At 55.9% G+C, this 23,875-nt stretch carries 16 protein-coding genes and 1 other RNA gene; 9 read left to right on the top strand and 8 right to left on the bottom strand.

Going from position 1 to position 23,875, the window contains the following annotated elements; all coding sequences use genetic code 11:
- From C2134_RS21970 to C2134_RS17540, 4 genes are all read left to right on the top strand, one after another.
- Positions 1–466 (top strand): HlyD family secretion protein (locus tag C2134_RS21970; protein WP_233196493.1); only part of this gene is annotated, 466 nt, incomplete at its 5' end.
- Positions 467–547: 81 nt separating this feature from the next.
- A complete protein-coding gene (locus C2134_RS17550; RefSeq protein WP_071109749.1) occupies positions 548–982 on the top strand; it encodes a MarR family winged helix-turn-helix transcriptional regulator in 435 nt (144 codons plus the stop codon).
- A gap of 28 nt (positions 983–1,010) precedes the next feature.
- Positions 1,011–1,583, top strand: coding sequence for a cysteine hydrolase family protein (locus tag C2134_RS17545; RefSeq protein WP_103321380.1), 573 nt, complete (start codon positions 1,011–1,013; stop codon positions 1,581–1,583).
- Positions 1,583–2,524: an FUSC family protein gene (locus tag C2134_RS17540; protein ID WP_103321379.1), complete on the top strand. Its 942-nt coding sequence runs from the start codon at positions 1,583–1,585 to the stop codon at positions 2,522–2,524. Before C2134_RS17545 ends, C2134_RS17540 begins: the two co-directional genes overlap by 1 nt.
- 129 nt (positions 2,525–2,653) lie before the next feature.
- Here the strand turns inward: C2134_RS17540 and C2134_RS17535 are convergent, their stop codons facing one another.
- Positions 2,654–5,809, bottom strand: coding sequence for a bifunctional diguanylate cyclase/phosphodiesterase (locus tag C2134_RS17535; protein WP_103321378.1), 3,156 nt, complete (start codon positions 5,807–5,809; stop codon positions 2,654–2,656).
- Positions 5,810–5,915: 106 nt separating this feature from the next.
- On the opposite strand from C2134_RS17535, the gene rnpB reads away from it, so the two are divergent.
- The 5 genes from rnpB (at position 5,916) to purD (ending at position 11,016) form a co-directional block, all read left to right on the top strand.
- Positions 5,916–6,376: RNase P RNA component class A (gene rnpB, locus C2134_RS17530), an RNA gene on the top strand.
- 114 nt (positions 6,377–6,490) lie between these two features.
- Positions 6,491–7,549: a tRNA dihydrouridine synthase DusB gene (gene dusB / locus C2134_RS17525; protein WP_103321377.1), complete on the top strand. Its 1,059-nt coding sequence runs from the start codon at positions 6,491–6,493 to the stop codon at positions 7,547–7,549.
- 47 nt (positions 7,550–7,596) lie between these two features.
- The gene (locus tag C2134_RS17520; RefSeq protein WP_011134100.1) at positions 7,597–7,833 is read left to right on the top strand and encodes a helix-turn-helix domain-containing protein; all 237 of its coding nucleotides are present in this window, start codon (positions 7,597–7,599) and stop codon (positions 7,831–7,833) included.
- A 174-nt stretch (positions 7,834–8,007) separates the two neighbouring features.
- On the top strand, positions 8,008–9,585 hold the full coding sequence (gene purH, locus C2134_RS17515; RefSeq protein ID WP_103321376.1) for a bifunctional phosphoribosylaminoimidazolecarboxamide formyltransferase/IMP cyclohydrolase: 1,578 nt from the start codon (positions 8,008–8,010) through the stop codon (positions 9,583–9,585).
- Positions 9,586–9,738: 153 nt separating this feature from the next.
- The gene (gene purD, locus C2134_RS17510; RefSeq protein ID WP_103321375.1) at positions 9,739–11,016 is read left to right on the top strand and encodes a phosphoribosylamine--glycine ligase; all 1,278 of its coding nucleotides are present in this window, start codon (positions 9,739–9,741) and stop codon (positions 11,014–11,016) included.
- A gap of 177 nt (positions 11,017–11,193) precedes the next feature.
- Here purD and C2134_RS21345 read toward each other — a convergent pair whose 3' ends face one another.
- The 7 genes from C2134_RS21345 to C2134_RS17480 all read right to left on the bottom strand — a co-directional run bounded on the left by C2134_RS21345 (position 11,194) and on the right by C2134_RS17480 (position 23,873).
- Positions 11,194–12,645: a glycosyl hydrolase family 79 C-terminal domain-containing protein gene (locus C2134_RS21345; protein ID WP_146042195.1), complete on the bottom strand. Its 1,452-nt coding sequence runs from the start codon at positions 12,643–12,645 to the stop codon at positions 11,194–11,196.
- A 44-nt stretch (positions 12,646–12,689) separates the two neighbouring features.
- On the bottom strand, positions 12,690–13,175 hold the full coding sequence (locus tag C2134_RS17505) for a hypothetical protein (RefSeq protein ID WP_103321374.1): 486 nt from the start codon (positions 13,173–13,175) through the stop codon (positions 12,690–12,692).
- Between the two features lie 134 nt (positions 13,176–13,309).
- Complete coding sequence (locus tag C2134_RS17500; protein ID WP_103321373.1) at positions 13,310–14,632, bottom strand: capsule polysaccharide biogenesis protein; 1,323 nt, start codon at positions 14,630–14,632, stop codon at positions 13,310–13,312.
- Positions 14,633–14,699: 67 nt separating this feature from the next.
- Positions 14,700–16,733, bottom strand: a complete 2,034-nt coding sequence (locus C2134_RS17495) for a capsule polysaccharide biogenesis protein (protein ID WP_233196492.1) — start codon at positions 16,731–16,733, stop codon at positions 14,700–14,702.
- On the bottom strand, positions 16,730–16,894 hold the full coding sequence (locus C2134_RS17490) for a hypothetical protein (protein ID WP_428037185.1): 165 nt from the start codon (positions 16,892–16,894) through the stop codon (positions 16,730–16,732). The genes C2134_RS17495 and C2134_RS17490 overlap by 4 nt, the downstream gene beginning before the upstream one ends.
- Before the next feature lie 42 nt (positions 16,895–16,936).
- Positions 16,937–21,577 carry a CDP-glycerol glycerophosphotransferase family protein gene (locus C2134_RS17485; protein WP_103321372.1) on the bottom strand — a complete coding sequence of 1,547 codons (4,641 nt, stop codon included), beginning with the start codon at positions 21,575–21,577 and terminating at the stop codon, positions 16,937–16,939.
- A gap of 22 nt (positions 21,578–21,599) precedes the next feature.
- Positions 21,600–23,873 carry a bifunctional glycosyltransferase/CDP-glycerol:glycerophosphate glycerophosphotransferase gene (locus tag C2134_RS17480; protein WP_103321371.1) on the bottom strand — a complete coding sequence of 758 codons (2,274 nt, stop codon included), beginning with the start codon at positions 23,871–23,873 and terminating at the stop codon, positions 21,600–21,602.
- Positions 23,874–23,875: the final 2 nt, after the last annotated feature.

The following is a 23,875-nucleotide window of genomic DNA, read 5'->3' as shown; positions in this document are numbered from 1 at the left end:
CGCGCAGTACCAGGCGGCCGTCGCCGCGCGGGACCTGGCGGCGCTGAACCTGCAGCGTACCGTGGTGCGCGCGCCGACCGACGGCTACGTCACCAACCTCAACGTCCATGTCGGCGATTACGCGGCCGCCGGCGCCGCGCGGCTGGCGCTGATCGATAGCCATTCGTTCTATGTGGACGGCTATTTCGAGGAAACCAAGCTCGGCAGCCTGAAAGTGGGCGACCACGCCGAGGTGACGCTGATGAGCGATGGCCGCAAGCTCAGCGGCCGCATCGCCAGCATCGCCCGCGGCATCACCGACCGCGATGCGGTGACCGGCCGCGAGCTCTTGGCCGACGTCAATCCCACCTTCAACTGGGTGCGGCTGGCGCAGCGCGTGCCGGTGCGCATCGAGCTGCAGGCGCTGCCGAAAGATCTGGCGCTGATCGCCGGCCAGACCTGCACGGTGGTCATCGCCGGCCGTTGATCCTGCTTCTGCCAAACCGTCGGCAGGCGGTTTTCTTTCGACAATATTGCTATATAAATATAGCTATGTGAAAATAGCTATATGAGCAAAGCCATTTCCACCGAAGAAGCGACCCGCCTGCGCCAGCAGTTGATGACCATGGCGCGGCGGCTGCGCCGCCAGGGCAGCCAGGATGTGCTGCCGTTCGGCTTGTTGACCGTATTGGGCGCGATAGACCGCGCCGGCGGCGACATCACGCCGTCCGAATTGGCCCGCAACGAAAATATGCGCTCGTCCAACCTGGCCGGCGCGCTGCGAGAGCTGGAGGCGGCGGCGCTGATCGTGCGCCGCCCGGACCCGCAAGACGGCCGCCGCGTCCGCGTCGGCTTGTCCGATGCCGGCCGGGCCGCGCTGGCGAGCAATCGCCATTTGCGCGACGGCTGGCTGCAACACGCCTTGGACAGCCTGGCCGCAGACGAGCGCGCCGTGCTGCTGCGCGCTGGCGAACTGCTGGAGCGGCTGGCCGCCATCGATTGAATCCTCTCCCTCCCCACAAGGAAACGCCATGAAAACCGCGCTGCTGACGCTGGACTACATCAACGACATCATCCATCCGCAGGGCCGCATCGCCCGCTGCGCCGGCCACGCTGAGGAGCGCGGCGTGATTGCCGTGGCCAATCGCGCCAGCGCGTTGGCGCGCGCGCGCGGCTGGCCGGTGATTCACGTCAAGGTCGGGTTTTCGCCGTCCTATGTCGAAATGCCGCAGGGCTCGCCGATGTTCAGCCGCGCTGGCGAGTTCCAGGCGCTCAATCTGAACGGCGAGGGCACGGCCTTCCATGCCGATCTGGACGTGCAGCCCGGCGACGCCATCGTGGTCAAGCACCGCATCAGCCCGTTCTACGCCACCTCGCTGGAAGCGGTGCTGCGCGCCCAGCGCATTGAGCGGCTGGTGATCGCCGGCGTCAGCAGCACCTGGGCGGTGCAGGCGGCGGCGCGCGACGCGCACGACCGCGATTACAAGGTGCTGGTGCTGGAGCCGGCCTGCGCCGCGGCCAGCGAGGAGGAGCACCAACTGTCGATGCGCCAGCTGGCCACCATCGCCGACATCATCACGCTGGATCAACTGGCCGCGCTGTGATGGCTGCCCTGCGCCGGTTGTGGACGACGCACTGCGACGGCTATCTGGCGGTGCGCGTGCTGGCCCTGATCGGGCCGGCGCTGCTGCTGGCTTTGGCCGGCGGCGGCGAGCGGGCGCTGCAGGGCGGCATGTTGGCGGTGTGTTGCTTGATCGCGATGGAGCGCGGCCGGCTGGGCTGGAAAATGGGTATGGTTCAGGCCGCGCTGGCGCTGGCCGGCTGCTTGCTGTTGAGCCGGCTGTGGGCTTGGCCGCTGGTTTTCGCGCTGGCTTGCGCCGCGGCTGCGGAACTGGCGGGCCGGCTGGGCGCGCGCCAGGCGCGCTGGCGTTCCGTCGCCAATTTCACTTTCATTCCCGCGCTGTATCTCGGCTGCGAGGCGGCGCAGGCCGGCGCGCCGGGCCTGACTGAGCTGTGGTCGGCCTGGCCGTGGCTGGCGAGCGGGGCCATGGCGGCGTGGTTAGTGCGCGGGCTTGCCGGCAGGCGGGACGCGCCGGCAAGCCGGCCTGGTGTCGCGCCGCAAACTGGCGTCGCTTTCGCCTGCGTCGGCCTGCTGGCCTGGTTGGCGGCGCATTTCCAGCTGCCGTGCGGCCAATGGCTGGTATGGTCCGGCGCCAGCGTGTGCGTCGGCGGCTTCGCCGCCATCCGCGACAAATGCTGGCAGCGCTGCAGCGGCGCGGCCATCGGCGTGCCGGCCGGCATGCTGCTGGCGCTGGCCCTGCAGCCGTCTCCCGCGCTGCTGATGTTGCTGGGCGCGGCGGCGATGCTGACCTTGGCGTTGTTCCGCGCTTATCGGCCTGCCTTTGCCGCCCGCAGCGCCTTGGCCGCCGCGCATCTGAGCCTGCTAGGCGGCGCGGCCGTCATCCGCTTGCTGGATGTGGGGCTGGCGGCCGGGCTGGTGTGGCTGATGCTGGCGGCTGGCTACTGGTTGGCGCAGGCGCGCTAGGGGCTGGCGCCTTTCGCGCCGACTCTTCGTTGTTCCGCGCTGGCAGAGAATGACTATGCGGCGCACGAAACGCCTCGATTCGTCGCAAAACGCATCCCGGCGCGACCGCTCACCAAACGTCAACAGCCCCTAGGGAGTGGGCACCGCTTGTTGGCCCGTCAGCCGCTGCGTCATCGCGTCCTCGGCCAGCGGCGTGCCCAACAAGTAGCCTTGCATCGCTTCGCAACCCAGTTTTTTCAGGAAGCGTTGCTGCGCTTCGCTCTCCACCCCTTCGGCCAGCGTCTGCATGCCCAGCGCGCCGGCCAGGTGGACGATGGCGCTGACGATGGCGGCGTTTTCTTCGTCGTTCGGCAGATCGTTGATGAAGGAGCGGTCTATTTTGACGGTGTCCGGCGCGAAGCGCTTCAGATAGGCCAGGCTGGAGTAGCCGGTGCCGAAATCGTCCACCGATAGCCGCACGCCCATGGCCTTGATCACGGCCAGCTGGCGCGAGGCCAGGTCGGCATCGGCCATCAGCGTGCTTTCCGTCACCTCCAGCTCCAGGCAGTGGCCGGGCAGCTTGTGTTGCTGCAGGGCCTCGCGCACGTCGTCGAGGAAGTCGTGGCGCATCAGCTGGTGTGCCGAGACGTTGACGGCGACGCGGATCGGCCCCAATCCGTCTTCCAGCCAGCGGCTGGCCTGGCGGCAGGCTTCGTTCAGCACCCAGCGTCCCAGCGGCACGATCAGGCCGGTGTCCTCGGCCACCGGGATGAAGCGGCTGGGCATGATCAGGCCCTGCTCGGGATCGCGCCAGCGCAGCAGCGCCTCGCAACCCAGCAGCCGCTGGCCGGCCATGTCGTACTGCGGCTGGTAGACCAGGTACAGCTGGCCCAGCTCCATCGCCCGCCGCAGGCGGTTTTCCATCAGCAGCCGCTCGGCCACCTGGGTGTTCATCTCGCGGGTGTAGAAGCGGAAGGTGTTCCGGCCATGCGCCTTGGCGTGGTACATCGCCAGGTCCGCGTTCATCAGCAGGGTCTGGATGTCGCTGCCGTCGTCCGGCATCAGGCTGATGCCTATGCTGCAGCCGACCACCAGCGAGTGGGCGCCGATCTGGAACGGCTGCTGCATGGTGCGCAGGATGCGCTCGGCGATCAGCGCGGCTTCGCTGGGTTGATTGATGGACGGCAGGATCAGCACGAATTCGTCGCCGCCGGTGCGGCCGACGGTGTCCACGCCGCGCACCGACTCCGCCAGCCGCCGCGCCACCTGTTTCAGCAGCTCGTCGCCGGCGCAGTGGCCCAGCGTGTCGTTGATGTTCTTGAAGTGGTCCAGGTCGACGAACAGCACCGCCAGCTGGTTGTGTTGCAATTCGGCTTGGCGGATGGCCTGGTGCAGCCTGTCGTTGACCAGGACGCGGTTGGGCAGGTCGGTCAGCGCGTCGTACTCCGCCATGTGCTGTACCCGCGCTTCCTGCTCCTTGCGCTCGGAGATGTCGGAGAACAGGGCGATGAAGTGGCTGACCGCGCCCTGGGCGTCCTGCAGGATGCTGATATTGACCCAGCACGGGAAATGATCGCCGTTCTTGCGCTGGTTCCAGATTTCGCCGGCCCATTGCCCGCGCTGCTGCAGCGTCTGCCACATCTGCTGGAAAAAGGCCGGGTCGTGGCGGTCGGAGAACAGCAGGGCGGGTTTCTGGCCCTGCACTTCGGCCTCGCTGTAGCCGGTGATGGCGCTGAAGGCGCGGTTGACAGTGAGGATGCGGTTGTCCGCGTCGGCGATCAGGATGGCCTCATTGCTGGACTCGAACACCTGGGCGGCCAGCCTGAGCTGGCGCTCGGTCATGCGGCGGATGCTGATGTCGCGCGCGGTGGCGCACAGATAGCGCTCGCCCTCGTACTGCAGCTGGTTGACGGTGATTTCCAGATACAGCGCGGCCTCGCCGTCGCCGTGGCGGGTTTCGAAGGTCAGCGGGAAGGAGCCGGGCGGGTGGCGGAACAGCGCGTCCACCAGCTCCGGCCGCCGCCGCAGCGCCAGGTTGCAGTACACCACTTCGCCGCGGTCGCTGCGCAGCGCCACCATGTCGGTGGCGTTGTCGATCATGAAATGGCTCAGCCTGAGTTCGCGCGCCTGTTCCTTCAGCGACAGATGGCTCTGCGCCAGATCATGCTGGTAGCGCCGCACCAGCGCGCTGACCCAGCGCACGAAATACCAGCACAGGAAGCCGGCGCACAGCATGGCCACCAGCGTCATGCCCAGAGTGGCGACGATGCGTTCGGCCAGGCGGCCTTTGAGGCGCTGCGCGGCGCGCAGGCTGTCGTCCTGTATCGTCTGCACCCGCATGCTGGTGACCAGGGTCCAGTCCCAGCCCGGCAACTGGCGCGCGTAGGCCAGATAGGTCTCGCCGGATTGGCTGTCGCCGCCGCGGTTGAATTCGATAAAGCCGCCGCGCTTGCCCAGCTGGATCAACTGCAGCGCGCGTTCGCGCTCGGCCTGCGGCAACACCTTGTAATGGCGTCCCACCAGCGAGGGCTGGCTGGGGTAGAGCCGGATCAGGCCGTTATTGTCTATGATCATCAGCTCGCCGCCGCTCTGCCCCAGCCGCATGCGGGCCAGCGTGTCCAGGCCCTGTTGCTGCAACGCCGTCTCGACATTGCTGATGTATTCGCCGCTGCCGATCAGCCAGTTGTAATGCGGAAAGCGCCGGGCATAGGTGATCTTGTCGTCCATGTGGATGCCGCCGGGCAGATACCAGCGGTAGGACGAGAAGCCGCGGCCGGAGGCGTTGCTGACCGATTCGATCAGGCTCTTCATGATGTAGCGGCCGCGGTCGTCGCGGTTTTGCAGCAGCGAGCTGCCCTCGCGCTGCGGCGCGGTGGGCAGCAGCACGCATTGGCCGTCCAGGGTGTCGATGAAGAAATAGCCGCGGCCATCGAAATAGCGCAAGGGGCGCAGCGCCTCGATGATCAGCCGCTGCACTTGCGCCGGGCTTTGCCGCGCATGCTCGCGCCGCCAGATGGCGTCGGCCAGCTTCCAGGCCTGCTCCACCTGCTCCTGCAGCTGATGGCGCATGGTGTCGTTGGTGCGCTCGCGCAGCGCGGACAGCAGCAGCGCGGCGTGATCGGTGTAGCCTTGCAGGTTGTCGCGCGCGCGCGCGGCGGCTTCTTGCTCGATGTTTTGTCGTCCGGATTGGAAATCGCGCCAGCTCATCATCAGGAAATAGCTGGTCAGTGTCAGCGCGAGCGCAAACACGATGGCCAAGGTGCCAAACAACTGCAAGCGCGACAGCCTGGCTTGATTCAACTCCATCACCGATCCGGAACTTCGAAAAAGGATGATCAGTATACGGGAATATCCTGTATGTCATGGAAAATTGTCGGGCGGCCGCGGCGATTTTCCGCTAGAATCGCGGCCGGAAGTCAGTCAGACAATCGCCGCGCCCGCAAGGGCGGGGAGGAAAGTCCGGGCTCCGCAGAGCAGGATGCCGGCTAACGGCCGGGCGCCGCGAGGCGACGGAAAGTGGAACAGAGAGCTGAACCGCCGATGGCCGGACTTGTCGACCGCAAGGTCGACAATGTCTTTTTGGAGGGCTAGTCCCGACAGAAACCCGCAAGGGCGGATCAGGCAAGGGTGAAAAGGTGTACCGGGAGGCGCAAGCCGTACCGGACAGGCGGGGCAACCCGCTTGCGGTAAGAGCGCACCGCGGACGTGGCAACACGGACGGCAGGCTAAACCCCATCCGGAGCAAGACCAAATAGGGGGGCGCTAACGTGGCTCGCGTTGTCCCCGGGTAGGTTGCTTGAGCCTGCTGGCAACGGCAGGCCTAGAGGAATGATTGTCCAACGACAGAACCCGGCTTATCGACTGACTTCCACCCCCATTACTCGCGGCTATCGATCTTGCTTAAAAAATAAGCAAAAATTTTTCCCCGCCGCCGCGAATCGCTATACAATACCGACCCTTCCCGCCATTACCCGTATTTGAATTGTCATGCAGATAGGACCGTACCAACTGAAAAACCGGCTGATCGTAGCGCCGATGGCCGGGGTGACGGACAGGCCCTTCCGCATGTTGTGCAAGCGTCTGGGCGCCGGCATGGCCGTTTCGGAGATGATCACCGCCAACAAGGCCTTGTGGACCACGCCGAAGACGCTGCGCCGCGCCAATCATGAGGGCGAAGTGGAGCCCATCGTGGTGCAGATCGCCGGCGGCGAGCCGCAGATGCTGGCCGAGGCGGCCCGGCTCAACGTCGAGCACGGCGCGCAGATCATCGACATCAATATGGGCTGCCCGGCGAAGAAAGTATGCAATGTGGCCGCCGGATCGGCGCTGCTGCGCGACCTGGACAATGTCGGGCGGATACTGGAAGCGGTGGTGAAGGCGGTGGACGTGCCGGTGACGCTGAAGACCCGCACCGGCTGGAGCCGGGAGGTGAAGACGGCGCTGCGGGTGGCCAGAATGGCGGAAGAAGCCGGCATCGCCGCGCTGGCGCTGCATGGCCGCACCCGCGAGGACATGTACCGCGGCGACGCCGAGTACGACACGATACGCGAGGTGAAGCGGGCGGTGTCCATCCCGGTGGTGGCCAACGGCGACATCGATTCGCCTCTCAAGGCCAAGCATGTGCTGGATTACACCGGCGCCGACGCGATCATGATAGGCCGCGCGGCGCAGGGCCGGCCGTGGATTTTCCGCGAGATCCAGCATTATCTGGAGACTGGGGAGCTGTTGCCGCCGCCTACGGTGGGCGAGATCCGCGAGCTGATGCTGGGCCATCTGGACGAGCTTTACGGTTTTTACGGCGAGTACTCGGGCTGCCGCATCGCCCGCAAGCACATCGCCTGGTATACCAAGGGCCTGGCGGGCGGCAACGCTTTCCGCCAGCAGATGTACCGCTTGGAAAGCACGGACGAACAGCGCCGCGCGGTGGGTGAGTATTTCTCCCGCCTTGGCGACGCCGGGGATCGTCTAAGCTATGTAGTCGAGGATGAGGACAAGTTGGACCGCGACGGCGACGCCGTGGCGGAGGGCGAGGCCTGCGGCGGCTGAATCGGCGCGGACCTTACGGGAACCCTACTCTGGATATCAATAACAAGATGCAAAACAACGATCACATATCCCAGTCGGTGCGGCTGGCGATGGAGCAATATTTTCGCGATCTGGACGGCGAGGCGCCTTCCGCCATTTACGACATGGTGCTCGCCTGTGTCGAAAAGCCGCTGTTGGAGGTGGTGCTGATACACACCCAGGGCAACCAGACGCGAGCGGCGGAGTTGCTGGGCTTGAACCGCAACACCCTCCGCAAAAAGATGAAGTCGTATGATTTGATTTGAAGATAAACCGGCCAAACTGCTTACAGGATGGCCGGTTTTTTTTGCCCCCTCTCGCGCGGAGAGCCTTGGGGCTGGGGATTCGATGGACAGGCGGCCGCGGGGCGACCGAGGCGCACGTTGGCGGCCTGAGCCGGTTTTTATTGTTTTTATCCATAGCCAAAGCGGTAGAGAAACATGACCAAGATCGAACGAGCGCTGATCAGTGTGTCCGACAAGAGCGGTGTGCTGGAATTTGCCCAGGAACTGCATGCGCAGGGCGTACACATCCTGTCCACCGGCGGCACCGCCAAGCTGCTGCTGGACGCCGGCCTGCCGGTGACCGAGGTGTCCGACTACACCGGCTTCCCCGAAATGCTGGACGGCCGCGTCAAGACCCTGCATCCCAAGGTGCATGGCGGCATCCTGGGCCGCCGCGACCTGCCGGAGCACGTCGCCACCATGGCCGAACACGGCATCGGCAATATCGACCTGGTCTGCGTCAATCTCTACCCGTTTGAAGCCACCATCGCCAATCCGGACTGCACGCTGGAAGACGCCATCGAGAACATCGACATCGGCGGCCCGACCATGGTGCGCTCCGCCGCCAAGAACTGGGCGCATGTGGCCATCGTCACCGACAGCGCCGACTACGCCGCGCTGACGGCCGAACTGAAGGCCAACGCCGGCCAGCTGTCCAAGGCCACCCGCTTCGAGCTGGCCAAGAAGGCCTTTACCCACACCGCCGCCTACGACGGCGCCATCTCCAACTACCTGACCAGCCTGGCCGACGGCGTGGTGGCGGGCAAGCCGGAGCGCGTGGCCTTCCCGAACCGTCTGAACGCCCAGTTCATCAAGGTGCAGGACATGCGCTACGGCGAGAACCCGCACCAGGCGGCCGCCTTCTACCGCGACCTGGACCCGGCCGCCGGCAGCATCGCCCATTACCAGCAGCTGCAAGGCAAGGAACTGTCGTACAACAATATCGCCGATGCCGACGCCGCCTGGGAGGCGGTGAAAACCTTCGACGATACCGCCTGCGTCATCGTCAAGCACGCCAACCCGTGCGGCGTGGCCGTCGGCCCCGATACGCTGACCGCGTACAAGCTGGCCTTCGCGACCGACACCACCAGCGCCTTCGGCGGCATCATCGCCTTCAACCGTCCGGTGGACGCCGCTACCGTGGAAGCGGTGACCGGCCAGTTCCTGGAAGTGCTGATCGCGCCGTCCTTCACCGAGGAAGCCAAGGCCATCATCGCCGCCAAGAAGAACGTGCGTGTGCTGGAGATTCCGCTGGAATCCGGCGCCAATCGCTTCGAGCTGAAGCGCGTGGGCGGCGGCGTGCTGGTGCAGACGCCGGACATCCGCAATGTGGGCCTGGACGAGCTGCGCGTGGTCAGCAAGCGCCAGCCGACGCCGCAGGAGCTGTCGGACCTGCTGTTCGCCTGGCGCGTGGCTAAGTTCGTCAAGTCCAACGCCATCGTCTTCTGCAAGAACGGCCAGACCGCCGGCATCGGCGCCGGCCAGATGAGCCGCGTCGATTCCACCCGCATCGCCGCGCGCAAGGCGCAGGACGCCGGCTTGAGCCTGGCCGGCGCGGTGGCGGCGTCGGATGCCTTCTTCCCGTTCCGCGACGGCATCGACGTCATCGCCGAACAGGGCATCAAGGCCATCATCCAGCCGGGCGGCTCGATGCGCGACGAGGAAGTCTTCGCCGCCGCCGACGAGCATGGCATCGCGCTGGTGTTGACCGGCGTGCGCCATTTCCGCCACTGATAATTGGCTTTCGGCGAATGCCGCCGTCTTCCTCATGCGGAAACGGCGGCCATCTAACCGACTTGGCGCTATGCTATGCAGGTATTCGCCAAGTGAAGGCGGCGATGGCCGGCGCGTGCCGGCCGCGCCCTCTTGTATAAGGACTGAAATCCCATGAAAGTTCTCGTGATCGGCTCCGGCGGACGCGAACACGCGCTGGCCTGGCGCATCGCCAAATCCAAGCGCGTTTCCAAAGTGTTTGTCGCGCCGGGCAATGCCGGCACCGCGCTGGACCCGAATCTGACCAATGTGCCGGCCAACAGCGTGGCCGAATGGCTGGCCCTGGCCAAGCAAGAAAAGGTCGATCTGACCATCGTTGGCCCGGAAGCGCCGCTGGCCGCCGGCGTGGTGGACGTTTTCCGCGGCGAAGGCCTGAAGGTGTTTGGCCCCACTCAGTACTGCGCACAACTGGAAAGCTCCAAAGATTTTGCCAAGGCTTTCATGCAGCGCCATGGCATCCCCACCGCCGCCTACCAGACCTTCCGCAGCGCCACCGAGGCGCATGCCTATGTGAATGAGCGCGGCGCGCCCATCGTGATCAAGGCCGATGGCCTGGCCGCCGGCAAGGGCGTGGTGGTGGCGATGACGATGGAAGAGGCGCACGCCGCCATCGACGACATGCTGCTCTCCAACAAGATGGGCGAGGCCGGCAGCCGCGTGGTGATCGAAGACTTCCTGCAGGGCGAGGAAGCCAGCTTCATCGTGATGGTGGACGGCGAGCATGTGCTGCCGATGGCCACCAGCCAGGACCACAAGCGCTTGCTGGACCACGACCAGGGGCCGAACACCGGCGGCATGGGCGCCTACAGCCCGGCGCCGGTGGTGACGCCGGAAGTGCACAATCGCGTGATGCGCGAAATCATCCAGCCGGTCGTGCAGGGCATGAAGAAGGACGGCCATTCGTACACGGGCTTCCTCTACGCTGGCCTGATGATAGACGAGCAGGGCCACCCCAAGGTGATCGAGTTCAACTGCCGCTTCGGCGACCCTGAAACCCAACCCATCATGGCGCGCCTGAAAACCGACTTCACCGTGCTGCTGGAAGCCGGCGTCAACGGCAAGCTCGACAAGGTGGAAGCGGAATGGGACCGCCGCGTGGCGCTGGGCGTGGTGCTGGCCGCCGCCGGCTACCCGGACGCGCCGCGCAAGGGCGACGCCATCCATGGTATCCCGGCTGCCAGTGACGACGGCATGGTGTTCCACGCCGGCACGGTGCTGGACGAACAGCGCCAACTGCGCAGCAGCGGCGGCCGCGTACTATGCGCCGTTGGCCTGGGCGACAGCGTCAAGATGGCGCAAAGCCGCGCCTACCAGCTGGCCGACGCCATTGAGTTCGCCGGCAAGCAATTCCGCCGCGACATCGGCGCGCGGGCGATTGGGCGCAAACACTGATCGGTTTTTCTTGCACGGTAAATACAAAACAGCACCTGAGGGTGCTGTTTTGTCATGGGGCAGCTGGACTGAGGAGAATTTGTCCTCCGGGTGTATCGCTGGAGCGGGCAGATCAAGAGTTTGGCATGGCTCGAAGATGGCCCAAGCAGCCTCATACGTGGACTATGTTTTTGCGGCTCAGGCGCTTTGCAGCAGGATAGCTGTAAACGGAGGTACTGTCAGGGATAGGGTGCCGTTGTTGGTGGTCAATTGGCTGGCGGAGGAGGCTCCAGCCCAGCTACCGTCAGGATTAATCGGAAATCCATTCAGTAGTACACCAGATGTGCTACCCAAAGAGGGGCCGGTCAGATCCCAGCGTACAATCTTATTTACTGATGGTGGGAAGTCGACGGTCGTTTGTACCGAACGAGATGGATCTTTGTTAATCAGCAGAATATTCTGTCCATTGTCTACCCGGAAGACGCCATAAGCAGAGAAGTTGATACCATTATCCGATATGGATAGATTGACAGTTCTGCTGGCCCCTTGTGCAAGCTGAGCAAACATTTTTAAACCATAGAATATAGGTTGAGCTTGTTGAACCACTCCATTGTTATCGGTAATCGCAGCAAATGCTTCTTGTTGGCCACCATGCAGGTTTACGCCTGTGCAATGATTGAGTGCACATGTAAACATAACATCCAAAACCCAGAGTGCTGATGCATATGCATTGCTGATGCCCGGTGCACCTTGATTAACAAAGGAATTGAATTCTGCAAGGCGAAAGCCGTTTTCCAAATTTGCTGCGCTTTTGGTTTGTATCTGGATGTTCCGAATTAAGTTTTGATCCGGTTGGAGCAGAATATCTATGGAAGGGGTAGGACGCTCGGAGTTCGCATCGTTCCTGTAGTAGTGGCTGGTGAGTGTGCTGATTTGGCTCCCAGCATCCTGCGAAAATGGAACAACATAGCCTGGAATGTTGTCTGCAACAGCTGGTCCGGTAAGCGCTATGCCTGGAGCTGCACGAGTAATTGCGGCAGCGAGACTTTTCCATTCTCTCAAATAATTACTATAGTTCCAGCCTTGAGGCCTGTATTTGTTTTTTACGTATAGATCAGGCTCGTTTCCAATCTCAAAGCCAATGAGAGAAGAGGCAAGTGCCTGAGCAACATAACTTGCTTCTTCAGCTGCATTGACCGATGAGTTGTTAGCCATATTTATGCCGTAAATGACGGTCCAGCCTGTTTCTTGCAAGAATCCTGCGAGTGCATCAACGTGCGTGGGCAGTAATTGGGTTGCCGTTGGATCGAATCCGTTCCAGCTGGATTTATCGACTGAGTTTCCCCCTATGCGTAATACGCCTTGTCCCAGCTGTTTGAACAAATTGATAAAGGCAGTATTCTGTGAATTAAAAAGATTGGAATTGATCCTACCTTTTTCATAGCTGAGACCAACAAAGCTATTGGACAAATGAGCCCCTTGTGTTTCCGCGAGGCTGATTCTTGCTGTTGTTTGAGAAGGTGTGTTGCTCCCGGATCCGCCACCACCTCCACCGCATGCCGTCAAGGGAAGAGCTAGCGAACCAAGCAGGAAACTGCGGCGGTGAATTGGCGTATCAAAAATAGCGCGAAGGGGTTCAGTTTTTTTCATGGGCTTCATTTCCTGATGATTGATCAAGAGCCACTTCAAAATCATTACAGATCGTAGCGGGCATTAAAGGTAAGAATATGGTTGACTTCTTCCTTGTGTTTGTGGTGTCCTGCCTTGGAATCTCCGTAACCCACTTCGATAGAAAAGCGCTTGTAACCAACAGACATGAATGGTAGCGCGGCAAAGCCATCATGGTCTGATCCATTCAGATAACCGGCATAAATTCCCATTCCGACTTTCCAACCGTTGAAAATATTGAAATCCTTGCGCCAGCCGGCAGCAGCATAATAGGCAAATTTTTTGGAGGAATCGCTGTACGCTGCGGACCTAAGGATGGGGCGACCCAAATCATACTCTTTGGGAGACCACTCCAAGCCCAAACCTGGGTTGAACTGGTGAAATTCACATTTGTGCTTGGCTGGATCGCAGCCATAGTGTTTAGAGGCAAATGGTACAAGTAACGAGACATCTGCCAAGGTGGGGACGGAGATAAGCATCAGTAATGCGGACGCAAACCATTTACGGTGCATGGTGACTCCTTATTCGTACTTTTTGAGCGTTTTCAATATGTTTTGGATGGCATAGTGCCATTGTTTTAAGCAGCAAGGCAGTCGACTGTGTAAATGAAATGCAAATGTGATGGTTTGCATAGATACGCATAGGATTACCCGATTACGGCAAACCATTCCATGCATGTTTCCATCAGTTCGGTCCCTGCCCCATCTACCAGCAGGGTAAGCGCGGTGAGCTGGCTGAAGCGCAGCATGGTGTGCCACCGCTGGTTCCTAGGCGCCAGCTTGGGGTGGCGCATCCAGTGCGACTGGCCAAAGAATGCGCCATTCAGCTGAGTGTGTTTGATCATGTACGAGCGCAGCCTGCCGTACAGACTGTTATCAATAATGTATGGCTCGTTCCAGAAACGATCCAGCCCGTGTTGGAAGGTGAGGCCATCGATATCGTAAAAGGCTCGCCCCATAGTCATGAGTGGACGTCCATGATGCAGCGCAGATAGGCCAACTGTGCTGTTGATAGTCACGACGCCACTGCTCCCTTTAAGCAGGGTGGGCAAGTGCGCGTCATGTACATAGTACACGCGAGAGGCAATGCCGGCTTGGATGGCTTGCTCCTCGATAAACCTGCGATAGTTGCGGTGTCCCCGGTCCATTGGATGATGCTTGAATACCAGTTGTTGTTCCTCTGGCGCATAGCGGGCAAACGAATGGATCACCTCTGCGATGAAGTCGCGCACGTCCAGGTATGGGCTGTGTTGCCGGATTTGACTATCGTTGAAGACCTGCAGGGCGACCAGAAAATAGTTACGATGCATATGCTGATTGATGTGCCTGATCAATTGCCATTCTGTCACCCGGTACAGCTGTTTCCTTAGTCCCGCCCGAAGCCAGTAGCCGCATTCTAGGAGTGGAGAAAAACTCTTATGGTGCCGGTAGTGGGGAAAGAAACGGCCCAGAGCCCATCCTGCCGAGTAATAGCTTATGGCTGTGATTGCCATGTATTTGAACGAGGGGCGTGTTGGTAATGGACGTTCATTGGCGATGGGCTCATGCTGCAGATAGCGTTCTGGATTAAAAGCCAGTGCGGAGAAAGCATTGACGCCGCCTTTTTCCAGCGTTATGTAGTCAGGACGCAGATACCCCTCCTCAAACACATAGAAAGCACAGCCCAACTCTTTGCCCACCAGCGCGGCAACGCGGTGGAGTCGGCGGCAGTCACCAAAGCAGACCATGGCGTCTATGTTTTCGCGGCGTAGGTACAGGCGTAGCCAGCGGCTGAAGCTGGACATCCGGCCTCGGTAATGAACCGTGCCGGGGCGGCGGTGAAATAGCCAGTCCCCGCCATTGAAGTTGACCTTGCGGTTTTCGATGCCGTGTGCGTCCAGCCAGTCTGCCAACTGGTTGAAGAAATGTCCCATCGGTCCCTGCAACAAAAGCAGGCGACGATGTTTCAGTAGTGATTGTGCGGCCAGCATGATAGTTGATTTTCCAGCTCGTATTTATTCATCACGTTTAGCCCAGCCAAGGAAGGAGCAAGTGCGTTCAGTTCAGAGTTTTCATCAGCCCGCAGACCTTGCGCCATTGCCTTTGTAGCCAGTGGCTGCGCAGCGAAGCATGGCGGGTGCCTTGTTTCTGTTTTTCCAGGTGGTCCGCCACGGCCTCTACGCGGGCAAAGCCCGGTCTGCCAGGCAGCACATACCGAGGGTAGGCAATCAGTACTCCATGCACCAACTCATCCAAACTGAGGCGGCGTCGTCGGTGCGGCAAGTCGATGCGATCCTGTGTCAGGCCCCAGCCGGCGTAGAACGGGGCACCATAGCAATGCACGGTTTTCCCTTGTAGCAGCGCCTCGAAGCCGGCCAGAGAGGTCATGGTGTGCACCTCGTCGGAAACACGCAGGCAATCGGAGATATCTGCATCGATAGCCACTTGGTCGGCCAGCGCCGCTAAGGCATCGGCTGGAACCGCGCCCTTGCGATTGCCGGCGATCACATCAGGGTGAGGCTTGTAGACAATCCAGGCCTGGGGATTGGCGAGGCGCGCAGCCTGCAACAGCGCCAGGTTGCTATGGATTTGAGGCGATCCGGTGCGAATGGAGGCATCGTCCTCCACTTGGCCCGGTACCAGCAGCACTCTTTTGCTTACTGCAGTTTCCGGCAGCCGGAAAGCGCCGCCCACGTTGTACTTGCTGATGCGTCCGGCCACCAGCCGCTGGCGTAGCCTTGCCGCGCGGGCGCAGTCGTCGGCGTCCGGTTGCGCCTGATTGAGCAAGGCTTCCAGATCGCTGTCCGACTGGTAGGCGTAGTACAACCCGCCGCCATCCACCACCAGGGAGAGTGGGGGCTGCAGATTGGAGCCGAGTCCCACCGAACGCAAAAAGCCATCTTCCATGGACAGCATTGGCAAGCCGCGCTTCTGCGCCTGTTCGCACAGCGGCGCGCGTAGTCCCCATCCCACCACACGGCTGTCCGGCGGCAAGCGGGCCGGCAGACGGCGCACAAAGCGCATGCGGTTGTCCGGTGTTTTCAGGAAGGGCCAGACCACAGCTCGCTTCCACAAGCTCATGCCCACGCACCACAGGGTGCCACGGCTCTGTTCGCGTAGCGCTCGGTTCAGCCGTATCCATTCCGCCACGTCGAAAAAGGTGCCCGGCTGGCCGGTTTCCGGCTGGATGTAGCGGGCGTAGCGCAAATAGGCCGCATGGAACAACTGTTCCAGCGTGCGGGCGCGATATCGGCGCGGCTTCAGCGCGTCCATGGCGGGGTGACGGTCATCAGTCAGCCCCCAACCGGCATACCAAGGCATGCCGAAACACACCACGCGGCAGCCCGCTACCAGCGCTTCGAACCCCATATGAGAAGTCGCCGTATACACCACGTCTACCTGCGACAGCAGCGATTGCGGGCATACGTCTTCCGGCAGCAAACACACGCCGGTTGGCGCTCGCGGCAGATAGCCGCGTTTCTTGCCTGCTACCACGTCTGGGTGAGTCTTGACCCATATTTCCGCATCAGGGTGTTCGCGGCAGGCGGCGTCCAGCATGGACTGGAAGGTTTGCGTGTCCGCGCCGCCCAGCCGAACCGACACATCGCCTTCGGTCTGGTCCAGCACCAGCACGCGGGTGTGGCCCGAGCGAGGTGGTAGGTTTCTCTCGGGCGCGTGGTTGTATTTGGACAGGCGGTACCGGCGCAGCCACGCCAGCCCGCGGCGTGATTGCCGCAGCTGGTCATCGGTCAGCTCGCTGTCGGCGATGAGCTGTTCCAGCCTTGAGGCGCCGCTGGCATCGTAATAAATGCCCAGATCGTCCACCACGATCGACAATGGAGGGACTCCCGCCACGCCCAAGCCCAAGGAGCGCAGAAAGCCATCCTCCAGCGCCAGATAGGGCAGTCCGTTCCGCTCTGCATAGGCGCGCGCGCGCGCTGTGCTGGGACGAAGGCCCCAGCCGGCCACGGCAACGGGCTGGGAGCTACTGTGGGGCAGCCAGCGCCAACGCCAGCTGGCTACCGGCTGTCCCAGCAGATTTTCCAGATGGGGGATGCGGAGTATTCCGCGGGAAAAAACGGCAATCGTCACAGTGGATTTTCAGCCAGGAAAGCGGAGAACTCTTGGCGGGTTTCCGGGTGTTTCAAGCCGAAATTCACAGTGGCCTTCAGGTAGCCCAGCTTGGAGCCGCAGCTATAGTGGGTGCCCATGTTTGCGACAGGGAGCAGGGTTTTCTTGATTATTTGTGTCATGATGAGCGCTCAATAAAATATTTGTAGTATTTTTAAGGTAATTTATGTCATTAAAGGCATATTATTATCTTTCAGGGCCTTAATCACTTGCACACTGTTTAGTCGTTCCCAGTTTTCTTGGTTCGCTTGGTCAGGGTAGTACTGTATTAATGCAACCCAGCATTCAGCAGCCTGATCCCATTGGTTAGTCAGTTGTGCAATTTCTGCCTTCAGTTTCCATTCTTCTACATTGGCTGGAATGCGGCATGAAGGCGATGACAGTGTGAGAAAGGCTTGTTCCAGCTGTCCTGTCATGCGATAAGCTTCAGCCAATTTGAATGGAGCCTCCGCTGTGATGGATAGTAAATGACTCCAACGGATAATGGCTTGAGACCAGAAACCGCAATCTGTAGCCAATCTAGCAGCCTCGATTTGCAATTCTTGGTTATTGGGATGTGATGGTAGTAAAGCTTGCAACGCCAGCTCTGCTTCAGCTATTTTATTCAGCATGCGTAATGCCTGAATATAAATGGCAAGCAGTGGTTCGGGTTGATCGGCAAAGGTTGGGTAAGCCCTGCTAATCTGAGCCAATACCTTGTCCCATTGGCCACGCACACTGGCGAGCAGGGCAATTTGAACACGGCATTGCGGGTGATTGGCCGAATGCCTCTCAAAGGCAGCTAGTTGCGCATGAGCCGCATCCAGCAAGCCTTGTTCACGAAGACAGCGCGCCAATAGCAATTGTGGTTGCAAGGCACGCAAGTCTTCAGTGGACCAGCTGCTAATTTCGGCCAACAGAAGAGACGCGGCCCTAGGCCAGTCTTGTAGTGCAACGCAATGCCAAGCCAGTGCCAATTGACGCAATGAGGCTTCTTGCTCCAATGCTACTGGTGTGTGCAAGAGGGCCTCCAGCTCTGCAACGTAACCCAATTCAGCAAGACTCTGAATATGCATCAAAAAGTCGAAAGGCGTTTGTTCCTCCATGCAATCTAGGCAGCAGAGAACTTGCTGCCATTGTTGACGTGCCATATGCAGATTGGCGCGCTCATGCCAGATGGCGTCGCTCCATATTTGAACACCATCACCCGTTTCGCCAAAACATTGCGCAAACAAGGATTCTGCCTGCGTCAATTTCCCATTAGCGCGAAGAGTGGAGATCATCGGCAGTAAAGCTTGGCGTAAGGCGTCCTGGCTGGAGGTAAATAGCGTAGGCAAAAGCAACATGGCTTCCTCCCAGCGCTGGTTTTTCAACATCAGTTCAGCAGCGTGTTGTCGCAGTGCTAGGTTGTCAGGCCACTGTTTCAGCCACTGGACGACGGCTTGCTCCGCTTCTTTTTCCTTACCCAATTGCCGCAAAGATTGCGCGTATATCGGTGCCAGCGGTTGTGGCATATCCGCGAGCTGCGCGTAAGCCTTTTGCAGCTGATCGACGACTTTATCCCATTGGCCGCGTGTTTGGGCAAGCAAAGCGATTTGTTCACGACAAAGGGGATCGTTTGTTGTGTGCTTTTCATAGGCGGCCAATTGTTTATGCGCTTGATCCAGTAAACCTTGCTTACGTAGACAACAAGCCAGTAGGAGTTCTGGTTTGAATAGATACAACTCTTCTTCTGAGAAAGCTCCAAGAGCAGGCTCCATTAAATCGATGGGGGATTGCCATTCTTGTTTGGCTATTGCTAGCCATGCGCCCACCAGCGCTTTATGATGACCGGGCAAATCGAGTGCCCATTCATTTTTAATTTCTATTTCATATGGTTCAATAAGTTGTAGTTCGGCTAAACATTGCAGATAATGGAGTCGATCAATTGTGTGTAAAGGAGAGGCGTAGTGCCATAAATCAATAGCACAATTCCAATTGTGGCACGCCATGGCAATGCGAGCTTTCTCCATAATGGCAAAGTTATCAACTTCGCAGGTATGGACTTCCCCTAAAATATTTTCCGCCTTTTGTAATTTGCCTTGACAACGAAGTGCCTCGGAAAGATATACGAGATTTAGGGTGTTATTGGGCTTGTTGCTGCACTCTATTAATCTAGTCCAGAGTCGCTCAGCGAACGGCCAGTCATGGTTTTTACGTGCTTGTTTAGCGTATTGCTGTATGATTTTTGCATCTATAAAGTTTGGATCACGAGCAGAGTCTAATGCAATTATTGCCTGATAGGCCCGTTCGCAATTATTACCATCCCTAAATGGAAATGTTTTCTTGATTCTTTCTAGAATAGCAGGTGATGGTCTTCCATCATTTCTCAAAATATGCTCTAGCTCATTAAGGAGAGCGCGCTCGTCTATTACAACAGGACCAAACCCATCCTTCTTATAATTAAAGTATCCAGGTTTGAAAGTATGAGAGCCACTAGCTATTTCACTTGAGTCAAATTGATAGTAAATAACTGGCTTGTCTTGAATAGCCATTTCGAAAGCTACCGAAGAGTAGTCCGTTATCATGATTGATGTGGATTGGAAAATATTCTGTATGCTGCCATTCTCGTGAGTAATGACTTCAATATGGTCTGGTATGTTGAATTCTGGAATGTAAGGCTGCAAATTGACGTGCGGGAAAAAGAAAATTCGGAAGTTAAAATTTGAACAGAGTTGTTTAAGTTCATTGTTTTGAATAAGTGAATTCCAATGTTTGAAAAAATCGGTCTGTACAAAGTCATGATTAAATTCTCTCTGGAAGCTTAAATTTTTTGCTTTCCCTACAATACTATTTCTCCATGTGGGCATAATGACAATTATTTTATCTGTTCTATTGCGATTTGCCAGCAGAGAGTCATGTCTTGGTAAACCCGTCAGAACAACTTCCTTTTTTGTAAATTTGTAAAGTGAGTCATCGCTGATGATAGAGTTATACTCAGAAGGAGTAGTAGTAATAAAGCAATCTATTTGTTCTTTTGTATTTAACCAAGAAGAGTGATCGTGCATTATTACGCCGTGTTGTAAGAATACGGTATGCCGTCCCAGCATCATTCTTGGACCAAGGAAGTTGCTAATATATTTATCAATATTTGAACTAATTAACTTTTCACAACCCTGCAATGCGGCAGCGTGTTGATCGCTTCCAAATTCAATAAGATTAAACCCGTCAGAAATTAATCGCTCCCAATCGTGAGATTCTCTTGATAGAGAGAAATATATTTTCTGATCTGGATGATTATTTTTTATATATCTATAAAGATGCTCAGCATTGTCATCTGCTTGTGCGTCACGATCTATAAATAACCATGAATTAGAGAATTCATTTTTTACATCCTTAAATGGCATTAATTCTGAAAAATAATTTTTTATCGATTCTATGGCTATTCTTGCGGGGTGTTGCTTAGAACCCAGAGTTATTTTGCATGGTTTTTTTTCATGAGAAAAACTCAAGAGGCCTGACTCAGGAATAGGTATCCATAATAGATTTTCATCGATAAATTTTTCTCCATTCAATTTATGTTGGATTTTTTTTCTAAAATCTGGAATTATTCGTTTTTCATCTATTTTAATTTCTTCAAGTTCGTCTGAGCTACTAAAGTATTTAATAAGGATTTGATTTTTTTTTGCATCATAGGCACTTATGTATGCAATATTAAAATCAGGGCTGATACCTTTGAATTGATATAACATTCCAACTTTATGTAAAAACCATGTTCCGGCAAGATTGAAACTTAATATTGTTTTGGCGTCAATGTAAGAAAAGATTTTTTTGGTTTTGGAAATAAAATTATCTTTTTGTGTAGTGCTCAGGTGATTTAGGCTATTTTCATCCCTGATGATTTTTTTAATGTACCAAATTAGGTGGTAAAGAATGGTTCGTTGAATATAAACGGGTACGTAATTGTGGTTTTTCTTAAATTGCTCAAGCACGCCAATGCAACCAATTTGGAGAACCTCATCAAATAGAGATGGATTCTTCCATGATTTGTCAAGGGTTGATGAGCCATCAGAGCGTTTTCTATATATGTACTTTGCTTTTTTTAAGAACGTGACATTTTTTTTGAAAATATAGCAAAGGTATATATTAACAAAGTGTGCATCTTCAAAGCTGGGCTTTATATCACAGTTAAACCGTATATTGTTTGATGCGATTATTCCTGTTTTGAAAATGGCGGTGCTTGCTGATAATTGAATATTGTTTTTTAAGTCGGAAGCCGAAAATGGACCAGGATTGTCAAATCTATATCGTAGCGGATGAGTGTCAGAAATCTCGTTTTTTTCCTCAAAGAAAAAAATAAGATTTGTGCAAACTAGTTCAAGGCAATTATCTTTATTATTATAAATCTCGCGGTCAATATTGTAGAAATAGCTCTTTTCTAAAAAATCATCTGGATCTATGAATGTCACCCATTCTGTCTTGACAAGCTCAAGCCCTAAGTTTCGGGCAGATGCCTGTCCTCCGTTCTCTTTCCAGATATAGGTGATATTGTCAGGGTATTTTTTTTGCCAGCCCTTTATGATTTCAGCAGAATTATCTGTTGATCCATCATCAACCATGATGAGGTGGATATGGCGTTTAAAATCTAGCTTTTGCTTTACCAAGCTGTTGAAAAAGTCATCAAGATAGCGACCTACATTATAGACAGCAGACACTACAGTGTATTGGTAATAGCCTAGGGTTTCTGGATCGGGTGGCAAGACGCCCATCTTTCTACCGTGTTTAACCACCATGTCTTTGACGAATAATTTTGGATTGCGCAATAGTTTTTTGAATTTTCTATTCATTATAGGTGCCTTAGTTAACAGTTCAGAGTAGTTGTTGTAATTTATTTTTGATTCGTTGAGAGTGGTTCTGGTCTTTGTGGGAGAAAAATTCTTGAGCCCATGCTCGCTGTATCTGGGTTATATTAAATTGATGCTGTATAGCTTCCTGAACAAGATTCAGAGCATTTTCACAGTGGTAGGCAATGGAATCATGCATATCTTGGGTGGGGTGAATAAGTGGCCCCCCACGTTTGGCAAAGAAAGCTTGATGATCAAACCAGTAGAAAATGACAGGCTTATTCTGGTACAGCATATCGAAGGCAGCTGAAGAATAGTCAGTTATCATCAGGTCAGCCTGAATGATATGATGCTGAATGTCGCTATCGCTCATCGACACGATGCGCACATTTTCTATGATTGGAAGATGTTGAACATACTGAGCCATTTTATGATGCAGACAAAGCGTAATCTTTAGTCCATGCTGTGCATGCATCTGCCTTAGCATGGGATGATGGATTAGTTCGACTATTTTTTGGCAATAATCCGATTGTTCAAAGGCCTCGGGTGACATTTTTTCCAGCCATTCTCGCCAAGTGAATAGCATGAGGATGGCTCCACTAGGCTGAGAGCGCGTGGTGGGCAGATTGTCAAAACGAGATAATCCTGTCACAACGACTTCTTCTTCTTGGAAATCGAACTGATTACAAACCAGAGTTTTCTCAAATTCGGAGCTGACAACAAAGCAGTCTGGCCGCTCTCCTCGTTGCTCCATAGAGTGGCGGTCGTAATAGCCTTTGGCGCGGTTGAGTGCGAAGATGCCATGTTGCAGAAATATTTTCTTTTTATGCGCGTGCTCAGCATGCACCCGCTTCCATTGCCGAAAAATGTCCCGCATGTTATCGCTAAACACATAGGCGCTTGCGCGATGAAACAGGATGAAATGCTTCAAGCTGCCGTAATCAACGATATTTCGATAAGAATGAATCTTTTTCCGAGTTGGGGCATGTCTTTGAATGGTATAAAAATATTGTGCCTGAGTTGAGTCATCTTCTTGGCAATGTTTGAAAAAATGGTAGGAGGTATCGTTGGCGGTTTTTCCTAGCCGCTCGCCGATCAATATAATTTTTCCATTTTTCGGATAAAGGCCAGCTAAAATTTTGGCGAATTGATATTTTATGCGCCATGCTGAAAGAGTGAGTGATGATTGCACGCGTTTCTTGATTCGTTTTAAAGGTAGAAAACGTGTGTGTTTATATGTGGTTTGGTAGCGACTGAATAACGTGGCAGGTAGCACATTTCCTGTTCCAGTCAGCCAAGCCATTTTATAGCGATGCTGAGCGGCATGATGAGCGGCCAGGTAAAGATCATGGCTCAATAAATCTAAGACCAATTTTGCATGTTCAGATAGCACCGCCCAGTCTTCTGATTTCGTTTCGATTTTCAAGAAAGTAGCCAACACCTGATAGGTGGGTAGAGCAGTATCTAGTGAACACGATTTAGCCAGCTTTAACAGCCGATGGAGCAGGCTTTTTATGATGAAGTATTTGGCCAGGCGCTGATGTTCTGCGGGTAAAGAAAATTTTTTTGTGAGTTGATAAACCTGCATCAAGTCATGAAAGACCTTGTGATTGACCTGTTGAGTGCAGGACAGATTGTCAACATCATTTCGACCGCGATATAAATAGGTAATATCTGGCGTAGTTGAGATGTGATTGGCTTGAGATAATGCATGGAGGACAAAAATCCAGTCCTCCGCCAAGCCAATACCTTCTGGGAAACGAATGGCGTGTTGCCGAATCATTTCAGTTTTGTACAATTTTGCCCACGGAGGAGTGGTTTTTACCAGTATTGGCTGATCATTAAAATTAACCTGACGGAAAGCGCTGCTGGCAACTTCAGCGTGATCCTCAATAAACCAACTACGATTTTTATTAAAGGCTTTGCTCTGCGCGATGATTACTTCGGAACCAGTTTGCTTTGCTAACTGGTACAGCGCTTCAATAGCATTATGGGGAAGTAGGTCATCCGAGTCTAAAAAATATAGATACTCTCCTTGTGCAACTGTGATGGCATGGTTACGAGCGGCAGACTGTCCGGAATTTTCTTGACGTAGTAGGCGGACATTAGGATGTGAGAAAAGAAAAGGCTGAATGCGCTCGATGGATTGGTCTGGGGAGCCATCATCCACAACTATAATTTCTATAGTTTGAGAGCTATCATACTCGGCAATGGTTTGTGCTAAGGCCGATTGCAGGCATGCTTCTATATATTTCTCTGTTTTATAAACAGGGATGATGATGGATACCAGATAATTCACAG

Source organism: Chromobacterium sinusclupearum (assembly GCF_002902845.1).
GTDB lineage: Bacteria > Pseudomonadota > Gammaproteobacteria > Burkholderiales > Chromobacteriaceae > Chromobacterium > Chromobacterium sinusclupearum.
The sequence above is the reverse complement of the archived record's forward strand: the minus strand, read 5'-3'. Positions and strand labels throughout refer to the sequence as shown.